General features: G+C 72.8%; 18 protein-coding genes. 14 read left to right on the forward strand and 4 right to left on the reverse strand.

Annotation, left to right across the window (positions count from 1 at the left end; translation table 11 throughout):
• The first annotated feature begins 62 nt into the window (after positions 1-62).
• The 10 genes from ACIPY5_RS15495 (at position 63) to ACIPY5_RS15540 (ending at position 12617) form a co-directional block, all read left to right on the forward strand.
• Complete coding sequence (locus ACIPY5_RS15495; RefSeq protein WP_400972198.1) at positions 63-920, forward strand: polyphosphate kinase 2 family protein; 858 nt, start codon at positions 63-65, stop codon at positions 918-920.
• 234 nt (positions 921-1154) lie between these two features.
• Positions 1155-2099 (forward strand): ABC transporter ATP-binding protein, encoded by a 945-nt coding sequence (locus tag ACIPY5_RS15500; protein WP_400972200.1) that lies wholly within the window; start codon positions 1155-1157, stop codon positions 2097-2099.
• Positions 2096-2917, forward strand: a complete 822-nt coding sequence (locus tag ACIPY5_RS15505) for an ABC transporter permease (protein ID WP_309341715.1) — start codon at positions 2096-2098, stop codon at positions 2915-2917. Before ACIPY5_RS15500 ends, ACIPY5_RS15505 begins: the two co-directional genes overlap by 4 nt.
• A 242-nt stretch (positions 2918-3159) precedes the next feature.
• On the forward strand, positions 3160-6840 hold the full coding sequence (locus ACIPY5_RS15510) for an efflux RND transporter permease subunit (RefSeq protein WP_400972202.1): 3681 nt from the start codon (positions 3160-3162) through the stop codon (positions 6838-6840).
• Entirely contained in the window at positions 6837-8201 is a 1365-nt protein-coding gene (locus ACIPY5_RS15515) for a sensor histidine kinase (protein ID WP_400972204.1), read from the forward strand. The genes ACIPY5_RS15510 and ACIPY5_RS15515 overlap by 4 nt, the downstream gene beginning before the upstream one ends.
• Positions 8198-8893 carry a response regulator transcription factor gene (locus tag ACIPY5_RS15520; protein WP_309341718.1) on the forward strand — a complete coding sequence of 232 codons (696 nt, stop codon included), beginning with the start codon at positions 8198-8200 and terminating at the stop codon, positions 8891-8893. Before ACIPY5_RS15515 ends, ACIPY5_RS15520 begins: the two co-directional genes overlap by 4 nt.
• A gap of 22 nt (positions 8894-8915) precedes the next feature.
• Positions 8916-9521, forward strand: coding sequence for a dCTP deaminase (gene dcd / locus ACIPY5_RS15525; protein WP_400972207.1), 606 nt, complete (start codon positions 8916-8918; stop codon positions 9519-9521).
• 1 nt (position 9522) lies between these two features.
• A complete protein-coding gene (locus tag ACIPY5_RS15530) occupies positions 9523-10116 on the forward strand; it encodes a hypothetical protein (protein WP_400972209.1) in 594 nt (197 codons plus the stop codon).
• A 100-nt stretch (positions 10117-10216) separates the two neighbouring features.
• On the forward strand, positions 10217-11461 hold the full coding sequence (locus tag ACIPY5_RS15535; protein WP_400972211.1) for an MFS transporter: 1245 nt from the start codon (positions 10217-10219) through the stop codon (positions 11459-11461).
• A 145-nt stretch (positions 11462-11606) separates the two neighbouring features.
• The gene (locus ACIPY5_RS15540) at positions 11607-12617 is read left to right on the forward strand and encodes a GlxA family transcriptional regulator (RefSeq protein ID WP_400972213.1); all 1011 of its coding nucleotides are present in this window, start codon (positions 11607-11609) and stop codon (positions 12615-12617) included.
• A 31-nt stretch (positions 12618-12648) separates the two neighbouring features.
• On the opposite strand, the gene ACIPY5_RS15545 is transcribed toward ACIPY5_RS15540, so the two are convergent.
• Positions 12649-13566 carry a helix-turn-helix transcriptional regulator gene (locus tag ACIPY5_RS15545; protein WP_400972215.1) on the reverse strand — a complete coding sequence of 306 codons (918 nt, stop codon included), beginning with the start codon at positions 13564-13566 and terminating at the stop codon, positions 12649-12651.
• Between the two features lie 131 nt (positions 13567-13697).
• Entirely contained in the window at positions 13698-14405 is a 708-nt protein-coding gene (locus tag ACIPY5_RS15550) for a MarR family winged helix-turn-helix transcriptional regulator (protein ID WP_400972217.1), read from the reverse strand.
• A 149-nt stretch (positions 14406-14554) separates the two neighbouring features.
• On the opposite strand from ACIPY5_RS15550, the gene ACIPY5_RS15555 reads away from it, so the two are divergent.
• On the forward strand, positions 14555-15136 hold the full coding sequence (locus ACIPY5_RS15555; protein WP_400972218.1) for a MarR family winged helix-turn-helix transcriptional regulator: 582 nt from the start codon (positions 14555-14557) through the stop codon (positions 15134-15136).
• Positions 15137-15152: 16 nt separating this feature from the next.
• Here ACIPY5_RS15555 and ACIPY5_RS15560 read toward each other — a convergent pair whose 3' ends face one another.
• A complete protein-coding gene (locus ACIPY5_RS15560) occupies positions 15153-16046 on the reverse strand; it encodes an alpha/beta hydrolase (RefSeq protein WP_400972220.1) in 894 nt (297 codons plus the stop codon).
• 73 nt (positions 16047-16119) lie between these two features.
• On the opposite strand from ACIPY5_RS15560, the gene ACIPY5_RS15565 reads away from it, so the two are divergent.
• Entirely contained in the window at positions 16120-16809 is a 690-nt protein-coding gene (locus ACIPY5_RS15565) for a TetR/AcrR family transcriptional regulator (RefSeq protein WP_400972222.1), read from the forward strand.
• Between the two features lie 65 nt (positions 16810-16874).
• Here ACIPY5_RS15565 and ACIPY5_RS15570 read toward each other — a convergent pair whose 3' ends face one another.
• Positions 16875-18290 carry an MFS transporter gene (locus tag ACIPY5_RS15570; protein WP_400972224.1) on the reverse strand — a complete coding sequence of 472 codons (1416 nt, stop codon included), beginning with the start codon at positions 18288-18290 and terminating at the stop codon, positions 16875-16877.
• 299 nt (positions 18291-18589) lie between these two features.
• Between ACIPY5_RS15570 and ACIPY5_RS15575 the strand changes: the two genes are divergently transcribed.
• Both ACIPY5_RS15575 and ACIPY5_RS15580 read left to right on the forward strand, forming a co-directional pair.
• The gene (locus ACIPY5_RS15575) at positions 18590-19654 is read left to right on the forward strand and encodes a hypothetical protein (protein WP_400972226.1); all 1065 of its coding nucleotides are present in this window, start codon (positions 18590-18592) and stop codon (positions 19652-19654) included.
• Positions 19655-19767: 113 nt separating this feature from the next.
• The gene (locus tag ACIPY5_RS15580; protein ID WP_400972228.1) at positions 19768-20319 is read left to right on the forward strand and encodes a hypothetical protein; all 552 of its coding nucleotides are present in this window, start codon (positions 19768-19770) and stop codon (positions 20317-20319) included.
• Positions 20320-20348 lie beyond the last annotated feature (29 nt).

Raw genomic sequence — 20348 nt, forward strand, 5'->3', positions numbered from 1 at the left:
GCCCGGCGCGCCGTGATCCGCTCCGCTCCGACGCGGCCGGGCGGATGCGGCATCATGGGGCCATGAGCCAGCACTCCGCCGGGTGGACCGCCCCCGCTTCGGAAGTCCTCCGCGCCACCTCCGCCGGTCTGAGCGGGGTCGATCCCGACGCGACGCCCGGATACCGGGGGAACAAGTCGGACGGCGCCGAGTCGTTGGCGTCCGGGCTCGCCGCGCTCGGCGATCTGCAGGAGCGGCTCTTCGCGCGCTCCGCGGTGGGCGAGGCGCAGTCGAGCGTGCTGCTCGTGCTGCAGGCGATGGACTCCGCGGGCAAGGGCGGCATCGTCCGGCACGTGGTCGGCGGTGTGGATCCGCAGGGCATCGAGCTCGCCGCGTTCAAGGCGCCGACCGCGGAGGAGCTGCAGCACGACTTCCTCTGGCGCGTCGAGAAGCGCCTGCCCGCGGAGGGCAAGATCGGCGTCTTCGACCGTTCGCACTATGAGGACGTGCTCATCGGAAGGGTGCGCGCGCTCGCGCCCGCCGAGGAGATCGAGCGCCGCTACCGGGCGATCGTCGACTTCGAGAAGCGCGTGGCGGACTCCGGCACCCGCATCATCAAGGTCATGCTGCACATCTCCCGCGATGAGCAGAAGCAGCGCCTCATGGAGCGCCTCGAGCGCCCCGAGAAGCACTGGAAGTTCAACCCGGGCGACACCGACGAGCGCCTGCTCTGGGACGACTACATGGCGGCGTACGACACCGTGTTCGAGCGCACCTCGACCGACGACGCCCCCTGGTACGTGATCCCGGCGAACCGCAAGTGGTACGCGCGCCTCGCGGTGCAGGAGCTGCTGCTGGCCGCGCTCGAGGACATCGACCCGCAGTGGCCGGTCGCCGACTACGACGTTGCGGCCGAGAAGAAGCGCCTCGCCGCGAGCTGACCCCGGATCCGGTCTGGTCCGAGCCCCGTTTCGGGGCGTGCTCTCCCGTTTCGGGGCGCGTCTCGCCGTGGATTCCGGGTGTGAGGCGCCCCAAACCGATGGATCACGCCCCAAAACGGGGGGATCGCTGGAGCCACCGGGACGTTCGGGGTATCCGGAGTCATCCTCGGGGGTTCCCGGAGTCATCCTCCAGAGGGATGCGCGGAAGGGCCGCCCCCGCATAGGTTCGAAGGCATGATCACAGCAGAGGGCCTCAGCAAGAGATATGGACCCAAGACCGCGGTCGACAACGTGTCGTTCACCGTCCAGCCGGGTTCGGTCACCGGCTTCCTCGGACCGAACGGCGCCGGCAAGTCGACCACGATGCGCATGATCGTGGGCCTGGACCGCCCGAGCGCGGGCCGCGTCACCGTGAACGGCCAGGAGTATCGCAGCCTGAACGCGCCGCTCACCGAGGTAGGCGTGCTGCTCGACGCCAAGGCCGTGCACACGGGCCGTTCGGCCCGCAACCACCTGCGCGCGCTCGCCGCGACGCACGGACTTCCGTCGAAGCGCGTCGACGAGGTGATCGAGATCACGGGCATCGGATCCGTCTCCCGCAAGCGCGCGGGCGGGTTCTCCCTCGGCATGGGGCAGCGCCTCGGCATCGCCGCGGCCCTGCTCGGCGACCCGCACACCCTCATCCTCGACGAGCCGGTCAACGGCCTCGACCCCGAGGGCGTGCGCTGGGTGCGCGAGTTCGTACGGCACGCCGCGTCCGAGGGCCGCACGGTGCTGCTCTCCAGCCACCTCATGAGCGAGATGTCGCAGACGGCCGACCACGTGATCGTGCTCGGCCGCGGAAAGGTGCTCGCGGACGCGCCGCTCGCACAGCTCGTGCAGCAGTGGACCACGGCCCAGGTGCGGGTGCGGAGCCCCCGTGCCGCCGAGCTCGCCGACCTTCTCGTCGCCGCCGGCGCCCTGGTCAACGCCTCCGGTCACGACGTGATCGACGTCACGGGCCCCGAGTCGTGGTGGATCGGCGACCTCGCCGCCGAGCGCGGCATTCCGCTGCACGAGCTCACCCCCGCCAGCGGCTCGCTCGAGGACGCCTACCTCGCCCTCACGGGCGAGGCCGTCGAATACCGCACCCGCGCCGTGCCCGAAGCCGGCGCCCCGATCCCGGAGGTGGTCGCATGAGCGCCGTCGCCCCCACCATCCCCGCCGTCTCGGGCCGGTTCCGCCTGAGCTTCCCGCGGAGCCTGCGCAGCGAGTGGATCAAGCTCAGCACGCTGCGCTCGACCTGGTGGTCGATCGCGATCACGGCGGCGCTCACGATCGGCATCGCGGTGCTGATCGCGTTCGCCTTCACCTCGACGGGCGCGGTGCGCCAGGGCGTCAACGGCATCATGGCCGTCGTCTCGCCCATCCAGTTCACCGCACTGCTCGCCGGGATCCTGGGCGCGATCGCGGTCACCGGCGAGTACTCCACGGGCATGATCCGCTCCACCCTCACCGCGGATCCGCGTCGCGGGCGGGTGCTGATCGCGAAGGCCGTCGTGCTGGCCGTGTTCCTGTTCCTCGCCTCGCTGGTGATGTTCGCGGTCGCCGCCGCCATCGTTTCGGCGATCCTCAGCGGGCACGGTCAGGGCCTCGAGTGGGGGGAGCCCGACAAGGTCCTCCTGCCGCTGCTGTCCGCCGCCGCGACGATGGCGGTGTGCGCGCTGATCGGCGTCTCGTTCGGCTTCATGCTGCGCTCGGGCGCCGGTGCGATCGCCGCCACGGTCGGTCTGCTGTTCGTGCTGCCGATCATGTCGACCTTCTTCTCCTTCGCCGGAGAGTCCTGGAAGTGGGTGCTGGACGCGGCGAACTATCTGCCGCTGTCGGCCGCGCAGAACGCGATCCTGCCCAGCGACACCGCGCCGCTGTCCGCCGGCGTGGCGTTCCTCACGCTCGGCGCCTGGGTGGCCGCGGGGCTGCTCGGATCCTGGGTGGTGCTGCGCTCGCGCGACGCCTGAGCGCCCGCGCCGTCCTCATCCCGTCGCCCCCTCCGGCCGTCCGTGCCGGAGGGGGCGACGTCGTCTGCGCCGGCGGTCGACGCACCCGGATGTGGTACTTGAGGACGACCCCGGGACGGACGGGATCCTCCCCGAAGCGGATGTGCGGACCCGGTCGCGACCGGTTTGCTGAAGGTACGGTTCGTCGCACCTGGCGGCAGCCGTGGTGCCCTGCGCCCGCTCGTGATCGCCCTGGAGGATCTGTGACCCTGCTGACCCGACTCAGCCTCGCCAACCGTGCCGTCGTGGCCCTGTTCACCGTCCTCATCGTCGGGGCGGGGCTCTGGGCCACCGGCAGCATGAAGCAGGAGCTGCTGCCGTCGATGTCGCAGCCCGCGGCGGTCGTCCTCGTGACCAAGCCGGGCGCCTCGGCCGAGACCCTCGACCACGACGTGGTGAAGCCGCTGTCCGATGCGCTCGGCGCGGTGACCGGGGTGGACGAGGTCCGCACGAGCACCTCGAGCGGGAGCGGTCAGCTGACCGTGTCGTGGGCGTTCGGCCGCGACGACACCAAGATCCTCGCCGACCTCAAGGCCGCCGCGACGGCGGCCGGATCCGCCTCCGACGGCATCCACACCGAGGTCTATGCGGGCAGCTCCGCCGACATCCCGGTGCAGAGCCTCGCGATCACCGGAGACGGCGATGTCGAGGCCCTGGCCGACCGGGTCGACAAGACGCTCGTCCCGGCGATCGAGCACGTGGCGGGCGTGCGCGCCGTGCAGGTCTCGGGGCGCGTCTCCGAGCGCGTGCTGGTGACCCTGGATCCGGCCAAGCTGTCGGCGCGGTCGATCGACGCGGCGGCGGTGTCGGCCCTGCTGCGCACCGCCGGGGTCGTGGTGCCCGCCGGCACCAGCAGCGACGGAACACGCGCGATGGCGATCGAGGTGGGCCAGGAGGGCACCTCGATCGAGCGCCTCTCGGCGATGCCGATCCCGACGATGCAGGGCCCCGTGCCGCTGTCCGAGGTCGCGACCGTCGAGCTGGCCCCGGTCCCGCAGAGCACGATCTCGCGCTCGGACGGGCGTCCCGCGCTGAGCCTGACGATCACCAAGACCCCCGAGGCGAACGCCGTGCAGGTGTCCCACGCGGTGACCGCCGCGGTCGCGAAGGCCCTCCCCGCGCTGGGCGGGAACGCCGCGAGCTCGGTGCTCTTCGACCAGTCCACGATGATCGAGAAGTCGACCCACGACCTGGCTGTCGAGGGCGGCCTCGGCCTCGTGTTCGCGGTGCTCATCATCCTGGTGTTCCTGCTCTCCCCCAAGGCGACCGTGATCACGGCCGTCTCGATCCCGCTGTCGCTGCTCATCGCGGTGATCGGGCTGCGCGTCGGCGGGTTCTCCTTCAACGTCTTCACGCTCGCCGCGCTGACGGTCGCGGTGGGCCGGGTGGTCGACGACTCGATCGTCGTCATCGAGAACATCGCGCGTCGGCGCGGATCCGCACCGCTCACGCCCGCCGATGTGCTCGCCGCCGTGCGCCAGGTGGCGGGGGCCGTGACGGCGTCGACGCTCACGACGGTCGCGGTGTTCCTGCCGGTCGCGCTCGTCGGCGGCATGGCGGGGGAGCTGTTCCGGCCTTTCGCCCTGACCGTGACCATCGCCCTGCTGGCCTCGCTGCTGGTGTCGCTGACGATCGTGCCGGTGCTCGCGTACTGGTTCCTGCGCCGTCCGGCGAAGGCCGCCGTCGCCGATGCGACCGCCGCAGCGGATGCCGGGCACGGGGCGACAGCTCTCGCGGAGCACGCGGAGGCTTCGGATGCGGCTGCTGCCGAGCCGCCTCTGGCCGGTGCGGCGGAGGCGACAGGATCGGCCCCGGAGCCGATCGCGCAGGATCCCGCCGAGCGCGTCACGCGCATGCAGCGCGCCTATCTGCCCTCGCTGCTGTTCGCGCTGCGGCGTCCCGTGACCGTCGTGCTGATCTCGGTCGTGGTGTTCGCGGGCACGATCGTGGCCGCCGGCTTCCTGAAGACCGACATGCTCGGCAGCTTCGCCGATGAGCGCGCGGTGACCGTCACCCAGACGATGCCGCTGGACACCACGCTCGCCGTCTCGGACAAGGCGGCCACCGCCCTGGAGAAGAAGGTCCGCGACCTGGACGGGGTCGCCTCGTACCGCACCACCGCGGGCGAGCAGGGCGCTCCCGTCACGCTCGACATCGTGATCGCCGCGGATGCGGACCCGAAGGCCGTGCTGCCGCGGATCCGCACCGCGGTGGGCGAGCTCCCCGACGCCGACCGCATCACCGTGTCGACGCAGGCGACCCAGACCACGTCCTCCTCGATCGACGTGATCGTGAAGAGCCCCGACGAGAAGGCGCTGGCGAGCGCGTCCGAGAAGCTCGCCGCGGCGCTCGAGAAGGTCCACGGCATCGGCACGGTGAAGAGCGATCTCGCCGCCGACCTGCCGGTGCTGAAGGTCTCGGTCGACCCCTCCCGCGCCGCGACGCAGGGCTTCACGACCGCCGAGGTGGGCGCGGCGATCTCCGCCGCCGTCCAGGGCGAGCGGCTCGGCTCCGTCGGCATCGACGGCACCGCCACGGACCTGGTGGTCCGTGCGCAGTCGACGGCGACGGATCCGGAGGCCGTCAAGGCGCTCACCCTGCCGATCTCCGCGCTGCAGGCGCAGAAGACGCAGAAGGACGCGGCGGACGCGCTGCAGCGCGAGCAGGAGGCGATGTCGTCCCAGGCGCGCACGGAGGCGGAGAACAAGGCCGATGAGCAGCTCTCCTCGCTGTACGACGCCCGCTCCTCGGGGGTGCAGGACCTGGCGGCGCTGCGCGAGCAGCTCGCGCAGCTGCTCGCCTCGCCGCCGCCCGCCGACACGAGCCCCGCGACGCAGGGCCAGCTCAGCGCGATCGAGTACCAGAAGCTCCTCCAGCAGCTCACCCAGGCCGTGGCCGGGGCGGAGAGCGGGCTGACGAACCTCGACGAGCAGATCTCCGCGGCGCGCACCGCGATCGCCGACGGCTCGCGCCAGCAGGCCGAGACCGACCGGCTCACCCAGGCGCAGCGCGACCTCGAGCACCTGCGCGCGACGCCGATCCGCGTCGGCGACATCGCCGCGGTGGAGGTCGTCTCGGCGCCGGCCACGATCACCCGGATCGACGGCGCCCGCGCCGTCACGATCTCGGCCACGCCCGCCGAGGGGGCAGATCTGTCCACGGCGTCCTACGGCGTGCAGACCGCGGTGGACGGCGTCTCGCTGCCCGCCGGCGTGAGCCTGGACGAGGGCGGCGCCGCCGCCGAGCAGGCGCAGTCGTTCGGCGAGCTCGGCATCGCCATGCTCGCCGCGATCGCCCTGGTCTACATCGTGCTGGTCGCGACGTTCCGCTCGCTCGTGCAGCCGCTGCTGCTGCTGGTCTCCGTGCCGTTCGCCGCGACGGGGGCGATCGCGGGTCTGCTGATCACCGGGACGCCGCTCGGCATCCCGGCGCTGATCGGCATGCTCATGCTGATCGGGATCGTGGTCACGAACGCGATCGTGCTGATCGACCTCATCAACGAGTACCGCCGCGGCGGCTCGGGGCTCGACGACGCCGTGGTGCACGGCGCGCGCCTGCGCCTGCGGCCGATCATCATGACCGCGTGCGCGACGATCTTCGCCCTCATCCCGATGGCGCTCGGCATCACCGGCGGCGGGGCGTTCATCTCGCAGTCGCTGGCGATCGTGGTGATCGGCGGGCTCGTGTCGTCGACCGTGCTCACGCTGCTGCTGGTGCCGGCGCTGGTCGTGCTCTACGAGCGCCGCGGCGACCGTCGGCAGGCGCGGCGGGAGCGTCGCGAGGCCCGCCGTCAGCGCCGCAGCGCCGGAGTCGAGGTGTTCGAGGGCGAGCAGGATCCGGCGGCCCCCGCCGACTCCGAGGACCGTGGGAGACTGGCGACGTGACCGACGGCTCCGCGCGCGCCCTGGATCGCGCCGCGTCGCGCTGGCAGCGCCATCCGCACCTGGCGGATGCGCTCACGACGCTCAGCTGGGTCGTGCTGACGGCCGTGCCGATGTTCGCGGCGGAATCCGCGGATCCTGCGATCGCGGCCCGGCCGGTCGGACCATGGGGCTTCGGCCTCGGGCTCGTCGTGGTCGCGATCGTCGCGACGACGATGATGCTGTTCCGGCGGCGCAACCCGGTGCTGCTCTTCCTCGTCGCGGTCACGCTGCCGCTCGTGCTGCTGCCGTTCTCGCTCGACGTGGGCGCGTTCGCGGTCGCCTATGCGGTGTTCGCGATCGCCGTGTACGACCGGGTGTCCCGGGCGTGGATCGCCGGAGCGATCGCCTATGCGGTGACCCTCGTGCTCAGCGCCGTGCATCTGCTCACCGGGTTCGGCTTCACTCCGGTGAACCGCTCCGGGTCGCGGCTGGACACCGCCCTGACCTGGGCGGCGTTCGATCTGCTGCTGCTCCTGGTCGCGCTGCTGTGGGGGCAGAACGCGGGCAACCGCCGCCGCTACGTGGCGGCGCTCGTCGAGAGGGCGCGGATCCTGGAGCATGAACGCGATCAGGAGGCGCAGCTCGCCGCGCTCGCCGAGCGCTCGCGCATCGCCCGCGACGTGCACGACATCGTGTCGCACTCGCTGAGCGTGATCGTGCGGCTGGCCGACGGCACGAGGGCCGTGTTCGACGCGGATCCGGATCGCGCGCGGGAGGCGGTGGGCCAGATCGGAGGCGTCGCGCGCTCCTCCCTCGACGAGATGCGCCGGGTGCTCGGCGTGCTCGAGCGGCCGAACGGTCAGGAGTCCGCGCGCAGCGGGACCGGACTCGAAGACCTCCCGCGCCTCGCCGAGGTCTACCGCGGGATCGGGCTGCCGGTGCGACTGGACCTCGACCTGGGGCGGGCAGAGCGGGACGATCCCCGGGAGTCCGCGGCCGTCGATGCGCAGGGGATCCCGGCGGGGCTCCAGATGACCGTGTTCCGGGTCGTGCAGGAGTCCCTCACGAACGCACTGCGGCACGCCGAGGCCCCCACTCAAGTGCGGGTCGAGGTGCGGGTGACCGCGGACGAGATCCACGCCGAGGTCAGGGACGACGGCGCGACGCCCGTCGCGCAGGAGGGTGCGCGTCCCGGGCACGGCGCCCCGGCGGAGCGCGGGCGCACGAGCGTGCCCGGGCCCGTGGCCGCTCCTGCCCGCGTCGGGCGCGGGCTGCTGGGGATGCGCGAGCGCGCCGCCCTCTACGGCGGGACGCTCGATGCCGGCCCCTCCGGCGCACGCGGCTGGGCCGTCCGCCTCGCACTGCCGAGGAGCGGCTCATGACGCCCGTGCGGGTGCTGATCGCCGACGATCAGGCGCTGATCCGCGCCGGTCTCGCGATGGTGCTGGGCGCGCAGCCGGACATCGAGGTGGTCGGGGAGGCGCAGGACGGCATCGAGGCCGTGGCGCTCGCGAACGTGCATCGGCCCGACGTCGTCCTGATGGACGTGCAGATGCCGCGCATGGACGGGCTCGAGGCGACGAGGGAGCTCGTCGCGTCCGGCAGCGGAATCAGGGTGCTCGTGCTGACGACCTTCGATCTGGACGCCTACGCGTTCGGCGCGATCGACGCCGGAGCCAGCGGCTTCCTGCTCAAGGACTCGGATGCCGACGACATCGTCGCCGCGATCCGGGCGGTCGCCGCCGGCGATGCCGTGCTCGCTCCGCGGGTCACGTCGGAGCTGCTGCGGCGCTTCGGCGCGCTCGCCCGCGCCGCGGAGGATCCCGGCCGTCGGGCGAGGGAGGACGACCGGCGCGCCGCCGCGGCCCGGCTGCAGGTGCTCACCGACCGCGAGCGCGAGGTCTTCGACGCGCTCGTGCAGGGGCTGTCCAACGCCGAGATCGCGGAGAAGCTGTGGCTGAGCGAGTCGACCGTCAAGACGCACGTCGGGCGGGTGCTGCAGAAGCTCGGCATGCGGGATCGCGTGCTGGCGGTCGTGTTCGCGTTCCGCAACGGTCTGACCGACCCGCAGTGACCGCACCGACTACGCTGAAACCGTGCTGCTGAGCGACAGGGATATCAGGGCGGGGCTCGACGCGGGACGGATCGGACTGGATCCGCTCGAACCGTCGATGATCCAGCCGTCGAGCATCGACGTGCGGCTGGACCGCTACTTCCGGCTGTTCGACAACCACAAGTACCCCTTCATCGACCCGGGAGAGGACCAGCCGGAGCTGACGCGGCTGATCGAGGTCGATCCGGACGAGCCGTTCGTGCTGCACCCCGGGGAGTTCGCGCTCGGCGCGACGTTCGAGCGGGTGTCGCTCGCGGACGACGTCGCCGCCCGCCTCGAGGGGAAGTCGTCCCTGGGCCGCCTCGGACTCATCACGCACTCCACGGCCGGCTTCATCGACCCCGGATTCACGGGGCACGTCACGCTGGAGCTCGCGAACGTCGCGACCCTGCCGATCAAGCTCTGGCCCGGCATGAAGATCGGCCAGCTGTGCTTCTTCCAGCTCTCCTCCCCGGCGGAGAACCCGTACGGATCCGGTCCGTACGGCAACCGCTACCAGGGCCAGCGCGGCCCGACCGCGTCGCGCTCCTTCCAGAACTTCCACCGCACCGACGTCGGCGTCACCGACGCGGGGTCCACCGGAGGCTGACATGACCGCGGACGAGACGGAGCCGAACCCGGACGAGCAGTCCGCACCGCCGCCCTCCGCCGCGCCCGAGCCGGCGTCGCCGCCCGCCGGTGACGCCGAATTCGCCCCCGCTCCGGTGGAGAGCGCGGGGCTCGCCGACCTCCTGGCCGATCCCGAGATCGCCCCGGCCGAGGAGAGCGCCGCGCTCTCCGACCTCCTCGCCGCACCCCCGGAGGCCGCACCGGCGGAGGAGACCCCGGGGCTCGCCGAGATCCTCGCGTCGCCCGACCCTGCGGTGTTCGGCGACGGCGAGCCCGCGCCGGAGAACCCGTCCATCGCCGGACCGGAGGATCCGCGGACGTCGAGCCCCGCGGAGCATCCTCGTCCCGCCGCGGGCCTGCCGCCGCTGCCCGCGCTTCCGCCGGAACGGCCCGCACCCCCGCTCGCCCCGGAGGGCGGAGGCGGCAACTACCCCCTGCTCGTGGGGCTGGTGTTCCTGATCCTCCTCGTGCTGCTGGTCGGCGCCGTCGTGCTGATCGCGGTGCTCATCGCGAATGCGGCGTGGCCCTTCCCGGTCGCGGCCGCCGCTCTCCCGGCCGTGCTGCCGCTCGCCTGACGGACACGGGGCTCGCGCGCGTCGCCCGATCCGGACGATCGGTCGGATCCGCCGGACGCATGGTCGGGCGCGGGCGCGACGGACACGGAATGCTGGAAGCATGACCACGACCGCCCCTGTGCCCACGATCACAGCCGCCGCCCCGCACCGGCTGAACTACGGCGCCCTGCTCGCCATGATGGCGACGGCGTTCCTGCTCGTCACCGCGGAGTTCCTCCCCGGTGGTCTGCTCACCGACATCGCGGCGGAGATCGGCGTCACGCCCGGCCAGGCCGGCCAGATGGTCACGGTGACCGCGCTCGCAGGACTCATCGTGGCGCCGACCATCGGCCTCATGCTGCCCCGTCTGGACCGGCGCTCGCTGCTGGTGTGGATGGCGATCGGCGCGGCCGTCTCGAATCTGATCGTCGCGGTCGCGCCGAACCTGCCGCTGCTGCTCGTCGCACGCGTGCTGCTGGGCGCCGCACTGAGCGGCTTCTGGTCGATGTCGGTGACGGTGGCGGCGCGGATCGCAGGGCCCGAGCGCCTGGGCCGGGCGATGATGTTCAACTCGGCCGGCGTCTCGCTCGCGACGGTGGCGGGGGTGCCGGCGGGGGTGCTGCTCAGCCAGGTGCTCGACTGGCGAGGAGTGTTCGGGATCGCCGCGACGGCCAGCGCCGTCCTCGCGGTCCTTCTGCGGATCCTGCTTCCGAGCGTGCCCGCAGAAGGGACCGCCCGCTTGTCGACCCTGGTCGAGACGTTCCGTCGTCGCGGCATCGGTCTGGGCGTGGTCGGCCATGTGCTCGTCGTGCTCGGGCACTTCATCGCCTACACGTACATCCGGGTCGCCCTGGAGCGGGTCCACGAGGGCGGCGCCGCGATCACCGAGGGCACGATCATCCTGCTGCTCGCCCTGTTCGGCATCGGCGGCTTCATCGGGAACATCGCGATCGGCGTCATCGTCGACCGCCGCTACCGGACGCTCGCCGTGATCACACCGCTCGTGATCGCCGGAGTGGTGCTGCTGATGAACGTGCTGGTCGGATCCCTGTGGGCGATCGGCGTGGTCGCGTTCGTCTGGGGCTTCTTCTTCGCCTCGTGGCTGCTCATCGTGAACACCTGGATCGGGCATCGCATGCCTGACCGGCTCGAGGCGGGCGGGAGCCTGGTTGTCATGGGCTTCCAGGCGGCGATCATGACCGCCGCGGGCATCGGCGGTCTGCTGGTGGACGGCATCGGGATCGCTCAGGTCTACGTGATCGGCGCGGTCGTGCTCATCGTGGGTGCGGTGCTGTTCGGGTTCTCGAGCCGGATCAGCGCCCGTACGGACGCGCCGTCGGCGCAGACCGGTCCGACCGTGGCGTGATCCTTCCGGATCCTGTCGCGATGCGGGGTGACGGACGCGCGGGCGCGGTGCATAGGATCTCTCCTGATGCAGAGGGGCGGTCGTCGTGCCCGGTGTCGTCCTCGGCCGGTTCCGGTCCGGACCGGGAACGCGACGGAGGGGCGGCATGAGGCTCGTCATCCTGCTGCTCCCCGATATGCGCGCCTTCGAGGTCGCGTCGATCCTCGAGGTGTTCGCCGGGCATCCGGACACCCCCGCGCTCGAGGGCGACGCCATCCGGCTCGTGTCCCCGTCCGGCGGGGAGATGGAGCTGGGGCACGGCTTCCGCATCCGCACGGATCCGCTCCTTCGCGTGGACCCCGGTGAGACCCTGATCGTCCCCGGCTTCGAGCGCGTGGACGGCGTCATCCGCGCCCTCGACTCCGGCGCACTGGATCCGGTCCTGGACGTGATCCGTCGTGCCCATCGCGCCGGCGCCCAGATCGCGTCGGCCTGCACCGGTGCGTTCGTCCTCGGCGCGGCGGGCCTCCTCGACGACGTGCTCTCGACGACGCATTGGATGATGTCGGATCTGCTCGTCCGACGTCATCCGCGCATCGTCCTGGAGCCGAACGTGCTCTACACGCACGACGCGGACCGGCGGATCTGGACCTCGGCGGGGGTGACCGCGACGATCGACCTCTGCCTGGCCTTGCTCGCGGCCGAACGCGGTTTCGCGACGGCGGCCGCGTCGGCGCGCGGGATGGTGATCCCGGCGGCCCGGAGCGGCGGGCAGGCGCAGTACGTGCCCGCCCGGTACGGCGACCACGAAGTGCCGGACAGGCTCTTCCGGGCGATGCAGTCCGCGGTCAGGGAGGACCTCGCACGCTCGTGGACGACCGAGGACCTGGCCAGGGTCGCGCACATGACGACGCGCACCCTGCAGCGCCGCTTCCGCGAAGCGCGGGGGATGTCGCCCATGCAATGGGTGATCCGTGAGCGGCTCGCCTCGGCGCGCGAACTGCTCGAGTCGACGTCGCTCTCGATCGAGCAGGTCGCGCATCGCGTCGGGTTCACGAGCGCAGAGCTGCTGCGCAAGCACTTCCACCGTGTCGTCGGCATCGCGCCCGGAAGGTATCGGGAGTCGTTCGGAGCACGGTCGGCGCCGGGGGAATCCCGCGCGCGGGCGCTCCGCTGAGCGGCCCGTACCGACCCGGGCATCGCCCGGGTCAGGCGGTGCGGGCCTCGCGCCAGGCGGACGGCGTCTGCCCGGTACGGCGGCGGAACGCGCGGCTGAAGCCCTCGTCGGAGCTGTAGCCGAGGTCGCGGGAGATCTCGCTGACCAGGCAGCCGAGCGCGAGGCGGTCCTGTGCGGCGCGGATGCGCACCTCGGTCACGTAGCTCGCGGGCGAGGTGCCGAACGCGGCGCGGAACCGCTCCGCGAACACCGTCCGCGACATGGCGCCGACGCTGGCCATGCCCTCGACGCTCCAGTCGTGGCCCGGTGCGGCGTGGACCGCCTGGATCACGCGCTCCAGGAACGGATCGCTCGTGCGTGCGGGCCAGCCCGCGGGCGCGCAGCCGTGCGCGGCCCAGGCGCGGATCACCGATGCCAGCACGGTGTTCGCCATCATGCGGCAGATCACGGCGTCGCCGTCCCGGCTCGCGTCCTCGAGCGCCGCGGTGTCGACCGGGAGCGCGGTGAGATCGAGCCCGACCTGCGCGGCCAGGGCCGCGGCGGCCGGCTCGTGGTGGGCGAAGTCGCGCACCAGTGCGATGTCGGGCAAGGCGTCCGAGACGTGCGCGGCGGCGGGCGCGAGGATGAGCGTGGAGACCAGGATCCGGGTGGCAGGATCGGTCTTGAGCGACATCGGCAGCCGGCCAGGGGTCAGCATCGCGTCGCCCTGGGCGAGCGACACCGGCTTGTCGCCGCAGCGGGTGTGCACCGTGCCCTCGATGACGTAGACGACCGAGAGCGCATTGCGATCCAGCGCGATCGTCTCGGCGGGATCCGGGGCGATGCGCACCTGCCGACGCAGTCGCACGTCGACGGTCGCGAGCAGGGCGTCGACCGCGCCACGGGCCTCGGCCGCCGTGCCCGGCACGGCGTGCAGCGGCGGCATCCGGTCGGGAGCGACAAGGGTCATGTGAAAGGGGAACCGTGCATGCGCGGGCTCTATTCCGCGACGCAGGCAGGGAAGTCGTCGGGGATCGGTCCGACAGAAGGATCCGGCCCCCGCCGCGGAGTGCGGTCAGGGGCCGGATCGGACGCGCGAGGTCAGCCGTTGCGGTGGCGGCCGTCGTGCAGGTGGATGTGCAGGTGCGCCGCGGAATGACCGGGCGCACCGTGCCCGCGGAACGAGCGCTCACCGCGCGCGTGCTCATGGGGGAGGCGCTCGCCGAAGCCGCCGGGGAAGCCGTGCTCATGACGAGGGTGCTCGCTGTGGCGCGCGAAGCGCTCGCCGAACTCTCCGCCGTGGTGGCGGTCGTGTCCGCGACGGCCGCGGCCGCGGTGTCCGTGCTCGCCTCGGCCGCCGCCGCGGCGCTCGCCGGCGTGACGGCGGGGGAGGCGCGTGCCCTCCTCGTAGCCGAGGCCGCGGGCGAGCTTCTCGAGGGCGGACGCCATCGCGGCGAACTCCTCGGGATCGAGGGTGCCGGCGACCTGCGCGCGGATCTCCTCCACGGCGGTGGTCAGGCGCGCCTTGGCGGCGGTGCCTTCTGCGGTGAGCGTCCAGCCGTCCTGGCCGGGCTCGACCCAGCCGAGGGCGGCCAGATGGCGCACCTTGCCGGCCGGGAGCTCCCGGCCGAGCGGGACGGTGCCGTCGACGGCGTTGAGGATCCGCCAGTCACGGCGGGTGATCCCCTCATCCTCGAAAGCGGTGGCGAACTCGGCCGCCAGCAGGCGGTCGACGGCGGTGATCCAGAAGCCGAACGGGCGGCTCCGGTCGGCGGGCGTGTTCTCTGGGGTGTTCTCTGTGGTGTTCATGCGAAGTCCTTCAGGTCTCGGGGCGATGACGGCGGCTCGTCGCTGTGGCGGCCGTCTCTCCGGTCTGTCCCGGATTCATGTCATCTGCCATGTACATGCAGTGTGACATGCAATTGGGATCCATGTCAAGTCGCATGTAAAATCGGAGCATGCCTCACGATGCCGAGAACCCGGATCCGCTCGACGCGATCGTCGCCGCGCTCGGCCTGTTGCGCGGGCGGGGTCCCCGGCCTCCCCGGGAGCGCCGCCACGGGATGCATGACGGAGATCCGCGGCATGGCGAGGGATTCCGCGGACATGGCGGACCGCACGGCGACCACGGCGACCACGGGGGTCTGCACGCGGATCCGCGGGGACGCGGTGCGGGCCCCCGGGGCGGCGGATCCTGGGGCGGCGGGCGCGGCGAGGCGCCCGCGCGGCTGCGCATGCTCGAAGCGCTGGCCTCGGGCCCGCTCAGCGTCAGCGCCCTGGGCGAGGCGATCGGCGTGGATCAGCCGCGTGCCTCGCGACTGGTGCAGCAGGGGGTCGAGCGGGGCTGGCTGAGCCGCGAAGCGGATCCGGACGATGCTCGCCGCACCCGGATCGTGCTCACCGACGAGGGGCGGCGGATGGGGCGCGGAGTCCGCGGCGACCGGCGTGAGGCGCTGCGCGGCGCCATGTCGGCGCTGACGGCCGAGGAGCAGGCGGAGTTCGCGCGTCTGCTGGCCAAGATCGCCGCGAACTGGCGCTGAGCGGCCGGATCGGCGCTCACGGGACGGCGGCGGTCTGCGACTCCGGGGCGTCGATGCCGGCGATCCCCGCGCCGGCGAACGCGACCACGGCATCCAGCACCGGATCCGCCTGCAGCACCCGGTTGTGACCGAACCCGTCCGTGCGCATCAGATGTGAGCGGCCGGCGTGCGCGGCGTGCAGGCGCAGGGCGTCGTCGTCGGGCATGCGGCGGTCGGCGCGGTCGTGCACCACGAGCAGCTCGGTGCCGGCGGGCAGCGGATCCTGCACCGCGTCGTAGGCCGCGGCGATCCCCTCCCGGTCGAGGCCGAAGCGTGCGCCGAACCGCTGCTCGAAGCGTGCGGCGACCGCGGGCTCGAGGCGGAGCGTGCGGGTGAACTCCGCGAGGAACGCGGCCGGCGCGGAGGCGCTCGCGATGACCGCGACGCGCGGGGAGGGCACGGTCGTGCGCGCGGCGGTGAGGGCGGCCAGTCCGCCGAAGGAGTGGCCGACGATCGTATCGAAGGGGCCGTCGCTGCGCTGCAGCCGCTCCGCGGCCGTGACCCAGTCCCGGAGGTCCGTGCGGCGTCCCGGGGAGTCCCCGTGCGCCGGGGCGTCGAAGGAGACCACCCGGAAGCCCTCTGCGACGAGCTCGCGCACGAGCGGGGCGAACTGCGATGCGCGTCCCTGCCAGCCGTGCATGAGCAGCACGGCGCGCTCGCCGCGGCCCCAGCGATAGGCGACGATCTCGGATCCGCGGATCGGGATCCGTTCCCGCTGCGCGTCCCGATGCGTCGCGAGGTCGGCGTCACGCACGGCCATGCGCGGGGTCGTCGTGAAGAACAGTCGCAGGGCGAGGCGGCCGGCCAGGCGCGGCGATACGGTTCCGGCGGCGCGGATGCCGCCGAGGATCAGGCGGGCGGAAGCGGGCATCGGTTCCCCTTCAGACAAAGAATGCGAACGGTCATACGTAGAATAAGCGAACGATCGTTCGTACACTAGAGGCATGTCGGACATCGTCATGAACGGAGCCGCCGAGGCCGGGACCGCCCGGGGTCGGGCGTCGGACGGGCGTCGCCTGCGCGGCGACGCCTCGCGGCGCACCGTGCTCGAGAGCGCGACCGACATCGCGTCGGTGGACGGCCTGGACGGCCTCACGATCGGGAGGCTGGCGACGGCGTCCGGCCGGGGCAAGAGCAGCATCGCGACGCTGTTCCAGAGCAAGGAGGGGCTGCAGCTCGCGACGGTCGCCGCCGCGCGGGAGATCTTCACCGCGCTCATCGTCGAGCGCGCGCGGGTCGAGCGCCGCGGGGTGCGCCGACTGTCCGCCCTGCTCCGCAACGCCCTGGACTACTCACGCGACCGCGTCTTCACGGGTGGCTGCTTCTTCGCGGCGACCGCCGCCGACGTCGACTCCAAGCCCGGTCCGGTGCGCGACGCGGTCCGCACGGCCCTCGTGGACTGGTACGGCTACGTCGAAGCGCAGGTGCGGCACGCGATCGCGGCGGGAGAGCTCGATTCCGCCGCGGATGCCGAGCAGCTGGCGTTCGAGCTCGTCGCGCTGAACGAGGAGGCGAACTCCCGTTCCCTCCTCCTGCAGGACGAGCGCCCCTATGCCCTCGCGGCGCGGGCGATGCGCGAGCGGCTGCGCGCGGCGGGTGCGGCGCCCGAGCTCCTGAGCACGCTCGACGCGTAGGGACCGCGGCGCAGCCGGCCCGGCGGGCGGGCGAGGCTCGTGGCCCTGCTCCGCCGCGAGCGGGCCTAGTGCGAGAGCCGCACGCTCCGCCGCGTCTCCTTGACCGGCAGGAGCAGGAGCAGCCCCGCCAGCAGCACCGCGACGATCCCGAGGATCCCGAACTTGGTGTTGCCGGTCAGGATGATGAGCAGGGTCCAGGCGCCCTGGGCGATCCAGCTTGCAGCGCGCCCGGTCGTGGCGTAGAGGCCGAAGACCTCTCCCTCGCGGCCGGCGGGCGTGACCCGGGCCAGGAACGAACGCCCCGCCGACTGCGCCGGTCCGACGAACGCGCACAGGATCAGGCCGCCGATCCAGTACGCGATCGGCCCGGTGTCGACCAGGGCGAACACGGCGATGCCCGCGATCGTCATGCACGCGAGCGAGATGATGATCAGCCGCTTCGGGCCCCAGCGGTCGTCGAGGCGTCCGGCGAGGATCGTGGAGACGCCGGCGATGAGGTTGGCCGCGACGCCGAAGATCACGAGCTGCATGAACTCGAAGCCGAACACCGTGCTCGCGATCACGGCGCCGAAGGTGAAGACGGCGCTGAGACCGTCGCGGAACACCGCGCTCGCGACGAGGAACCAGAAGGTCGTGCGGGTGCTGGGGTTGCGGTAGAGCCCGATGACGTCCTTCACGAGCAGCACATAGGAGGCGAAGAAGCCGACCTTCCGATCCGGACGTCCGAGGGACGGCTCCGGCACGTTCAGGAAGATCGGGATCGAGAACGCGATCGCCCACACCGCGCAGCCGACCGCGATGATGCGGAACGGCAGACCGCCGTCCGCGGAGAGCCCGAACCAGTCCGCCATGTAGAACACGATCACCAGGACGAGCGCGACGATGCCGCCCAGGTACCCGAAGCCCCAGCCCAGACCCGAGATCCGGCCGACCGTCTTCGGGCTCGCGATCGAGATGAGCATCGCGTTGGAGTTCACCGAGGCGATCTCGCTGAACACGACGCCCGCCGAGATCAGGGCGACGCCCAGCCAGAACAGCGAGGGCGTCGGCGTGACGAACCAGAGCCCGAGCATGCAGAGGATCAGGGCGCCGGTGCCGATCCCGAGCCACAGCTTCTGCCGGCCCGCCGCATCGGCGCGCTGCCCGAGCACGGGCGCGAGCAGCAGGATCGCGAAGCCGGCGATCGTGCCGCCGAGCCCCAGACCGCTCGTGAGCTCGGCGATCCCGGCCACCCTGGCCGGATCCGTCTTGGCGAGATGCGCGAGCTCCGGCGGCAGGAACGCGTTCGTCGTCAGGTACAGCGCGGTGAAGATGAAGGTGAGGATCACCGAGTGGAACGGCTGCGTCGCCCAGTCCCAGAGCGCCCAGGAGTAGATCTGCTTCTTCGGCGCCGGCTCGTCGCCGCGGAGGTCCAGGCCCACGACCGCGACGGCCCCGCTGTTCGCGGTCGCCTGGGGTTCGGGATGATCGCCGTTGCTCATGCAGGAAGTCTCGTGGGTGCCGGTGAACGAGAGGTAGCGGCGCGCCGGTGCGGGATCCGCGATCGGGTGGCCGCCTCCGCCTCACCCGTGTGGCGCGATCGTGCGGAGAACTGACGCTTCCGGGGGTTCTCCCCGCCCGGGCCCGATCCGTAATCTGCTCTGGGCCCTTCGCCGGGGGCATGCGGGCGCACTCCCGAAGCGCCGCCTCCGAGCGGGAGTCCGGCGTGCCCGGCGCAGGACGAGGCGACTCGGACACGGACGACGGCACGACACCACGACAGCATGGGGAGGACATCGACATGGACGATCAGAAGGCTGCAGGCCCCGACCGGCGACGGGTCGTGAAGGCGGCGGCATGGAGTCTGCCCGTCATCGCCGCGGCGGTCGCCGCGCCGCGCGCCGCGGCGAGCACTGCGAGGCAGACGGTCACCCGGACGGCGAAGGCGACCGGATCCGACGGCGCGACGACCACGGTCGTCATCCCGGCGGGCGCCACGGACATCTCCTACGAGGTGATCGGGGGCGGCGGCGGAGGGACGGGCGGTTCCGCGAATCGCATCGTCGGGATGCTGACCCTCCCGGCCGGTGCCGGCGACACCACCGTGACGCTGATCGCGGGCGGCGGCGGCTCGTACACGGCCGGCGGCAGCGGGTTCGGCGCCGGCGGAGCGCCGCGCCCCTACCCGGGCACCCCGAGCGCCGGCAACTGGCAGACGCAGTGGGGTGCGGGAGGCGGTGCCGGCAGCGCGATCCTCGTCGGAGGGGATGCCATCGTCGTCGCCGGGGGCGGCGGCGGCTCCGGCTCGTATGCGCAGCGCTACACCGGATCCGCCGCGTCGACGATGGCTCTCGGAGACGGCGGATCGTCCGGCGCGGCGGGTCAGGCCTCGACGGGTGCGTACGGGACGGCGTACCGGATGTCCGGCGGGGGCGGCGCGGCCGCGGCGGCGGCCGCGGCAGGAGCGGGCGGCGCGGCATCCGCGGGGACCTATCCGAATCCGGTCACGGTGGCCGGGGCCGCGGGCGGAGCGCCGAGCGGGACCGGAGGGAACGGAGGCGCCGCGGTGTATGCGGAGAGGTCGGGAAGCGCGAACGGCGGCAGCTACTACGTCTACTCGGCATCGGGGGGAGGCGGGGGCGGCTACAGCGGCGGCGGCAGCGGCGCGGCGGCCGGAACGGCCTATTCGACCGGCGGCAGCGCCACCTGGGCCGCCGTCGCGGGCGGAGGAGGCGCCGGATCCGACGACACGGCCACGTCGGCGGGCGGCGTCGTCAACACGGTCGGAGCAACGACGAGCGCCGCGAACGGCGGCGCCGGCGCAGAGGGCGGCGCGGGTTCGGTCACGCTCACGTACACGGCCTGATCCGCGGCGAGGGGCGCCCGCCGCGGAGGGAGGGCGTCCTCGGCGGCGTCCGATGCGGGCTGGGACCGTGTCCGTGCGCCGCAGGGACCGTCGCCGCCCGATACCGTCGGGGGATGGTGCTGCCCGTCGTGCTCGTCGAGGGGGAGAGCGACCGGCTCGCCCTCCTCGCCGCCGCCCGCGTCCGCGGGGTCGACCTCCGCGCGGACGTCGTCTCGCTCGGCGGGATCACGAACCTGCGCTCCTGGCTCGAGCGCCGGGATCCGGTGGTGCCCGTGACCGGCCTCTACGACGCCGCCGAGCTGCGCTACGTGGTCGGCGCGCTCGTCGCCGGCGGGCTGCTGGCCGAGGGCGAGGGGGATCCGGCCGCGATCGCCCGGGCGGGGTTCTTCGGATGCGAGCGCGATCTCGAGGACGAGGTGATCCGTGCGGCCGGTCCCGGGCTGGTGCTGGAGACGCTGGCCGCCCGCGGCGAGCTGGCGCTGTTCCGGGTCTTCCAGGGGCAGCCCGCGCAGCGGGTCCGCTCGGTCGAGGCGCAGCTGCATCGCTTCGCCGGCACCGCGAGCGGCCGCAAGGCGCACTTCGCGGCCGACGTGGTGGCGGCCCTGCCGCCGGACCGGATCCCGGAACCCCTGGTCGCGGTGCTCGCCGCCGCCGGGTGCCGCTGAACCTCAGCCGGCCTTCAGGGCTCCGCCGG

The sequence above is a fragment of the Microbacterium sp. NPDC089698 genome, from assembly GCF_044749045.1.
In the GTDB taxonomy this organism is placed as follows: Bacteria; Actinomycetota; Actinomycetes; order Actinomycetales; family Microbacteriaceae; genus Microbacterium.

Excerpts from the sequence above, each read along its gene's own strand:
- ACIPY5_RS15495 (WP_400972198.1), top strand. The coding sequence starts at position 63 with ATGAGCCAGCACTCCGCCGGGTGGACCGCCCCCGCTTCGGAAGTCCTC.
- ACIPY5_RS15500 (WP_400972200.1), top strand. The coding sequence starts at position 1,155 with ATGATCACAGCAGAGGGCCTCAGCAAGAGATATGGACCCAAGACCGCG.
- ACIPY5_RS15505 (WP_309341715.1), top strand. The coding sequence starts at position 2,096 with ATGAGCGCCGTCGCCCCCACCATCCCCGCCGTCTCGGGCCGGTTCCGC.
- ACIPY5_RS15520 (WP_309341718.1), top strand. The coding sequence starts at position 8,198 with ATGACGCCCGTGCGGGTGCTGATCGCCGACGATCAGGCGCTGATCCGC.
- ACIPY5_RS15530 (WP_400972209.1), top strand. The coding sequence starts at position 9,523 with ATGACCGCGGACGAGACGGAGCCGAACCCGGACGAGCAGTCCGCACCG.
- ACIPY5_RS15535 (WP_400972211.1), top strand. The coding sequence starts at position 10,217 with ATGACCACGACCGCCCCTGTGCCCACGATCACAGCCGCCGCCCCGCAC.
- ACIPY5_RS15540 (WP_400972213.1), top strand. The coding sequence starts at position 11,607 with ATGAGGCTCGTCATCCTGCTGCTCCCCGATATGCGCGCCTTCGAGGTC.
- ACIPY5_RS15545 (WP_400972215.1), bottom strand. The coding sequence starts at position 13,566 with ATGACCCTTGTCGCTCCCGACCGGATGCCGCCGCTGCACGCCGTGCCG.
- ACIPY5_RS15550 (WP_400972217.1), bottom strand. The coding sequence starts at position 14,405 with ATGAACACCACAGAGAACACCCCAGAGAACACGCCCGCCGACCGGAGC.
- ACIPY5_RS15555 (WP_400972218.1), top strand. The coding sequence starts at position 14,555 with ATGCCTCACGATGCCGAGAACCCGGATCCGCTCGACGCGATCGTCGCC.
- ACIPY5_RS15560 (WP_400972220.1), bottom strand. The coding sequence starts at position 16,046 with ATGCCCGCTTCCGCCCGCCTGATCCTCGGCGGCATCCGCGCCGCCGGA.
- ACIPY5_RS15565 (WP_400972222.1), top strand. The coding sequence starts at position 16,120 with ATGTCGGACATCGTCATGAACGGAGCCGCCGAGGCCGGGACCGCCCGG.
- ACIPY5_RS15570 (WP_400972224.1), bottom strand. The coding sequence starts at position 18,290 with ATGAGCAACGGCGATCATCCCGAACCCCAGGCGACCGCGAACAGCGGG.
- ACIPY5_RS15575 (WP_400972226.1), top strand. The coding sequence starts at position 18,590 with ATGGACGATCAGAAGGCTGCAGGCCCCGACCGGCGACGGGTCGTGAAG.
- ACIPY5_RS15580 (WP_400972228.1), top strand. The coding sequence starts at position 19,768 with ATGGTGCTGCCCGTCGTGCTCGTCGAGGGGGAGAGCGACCGGCTCGCC.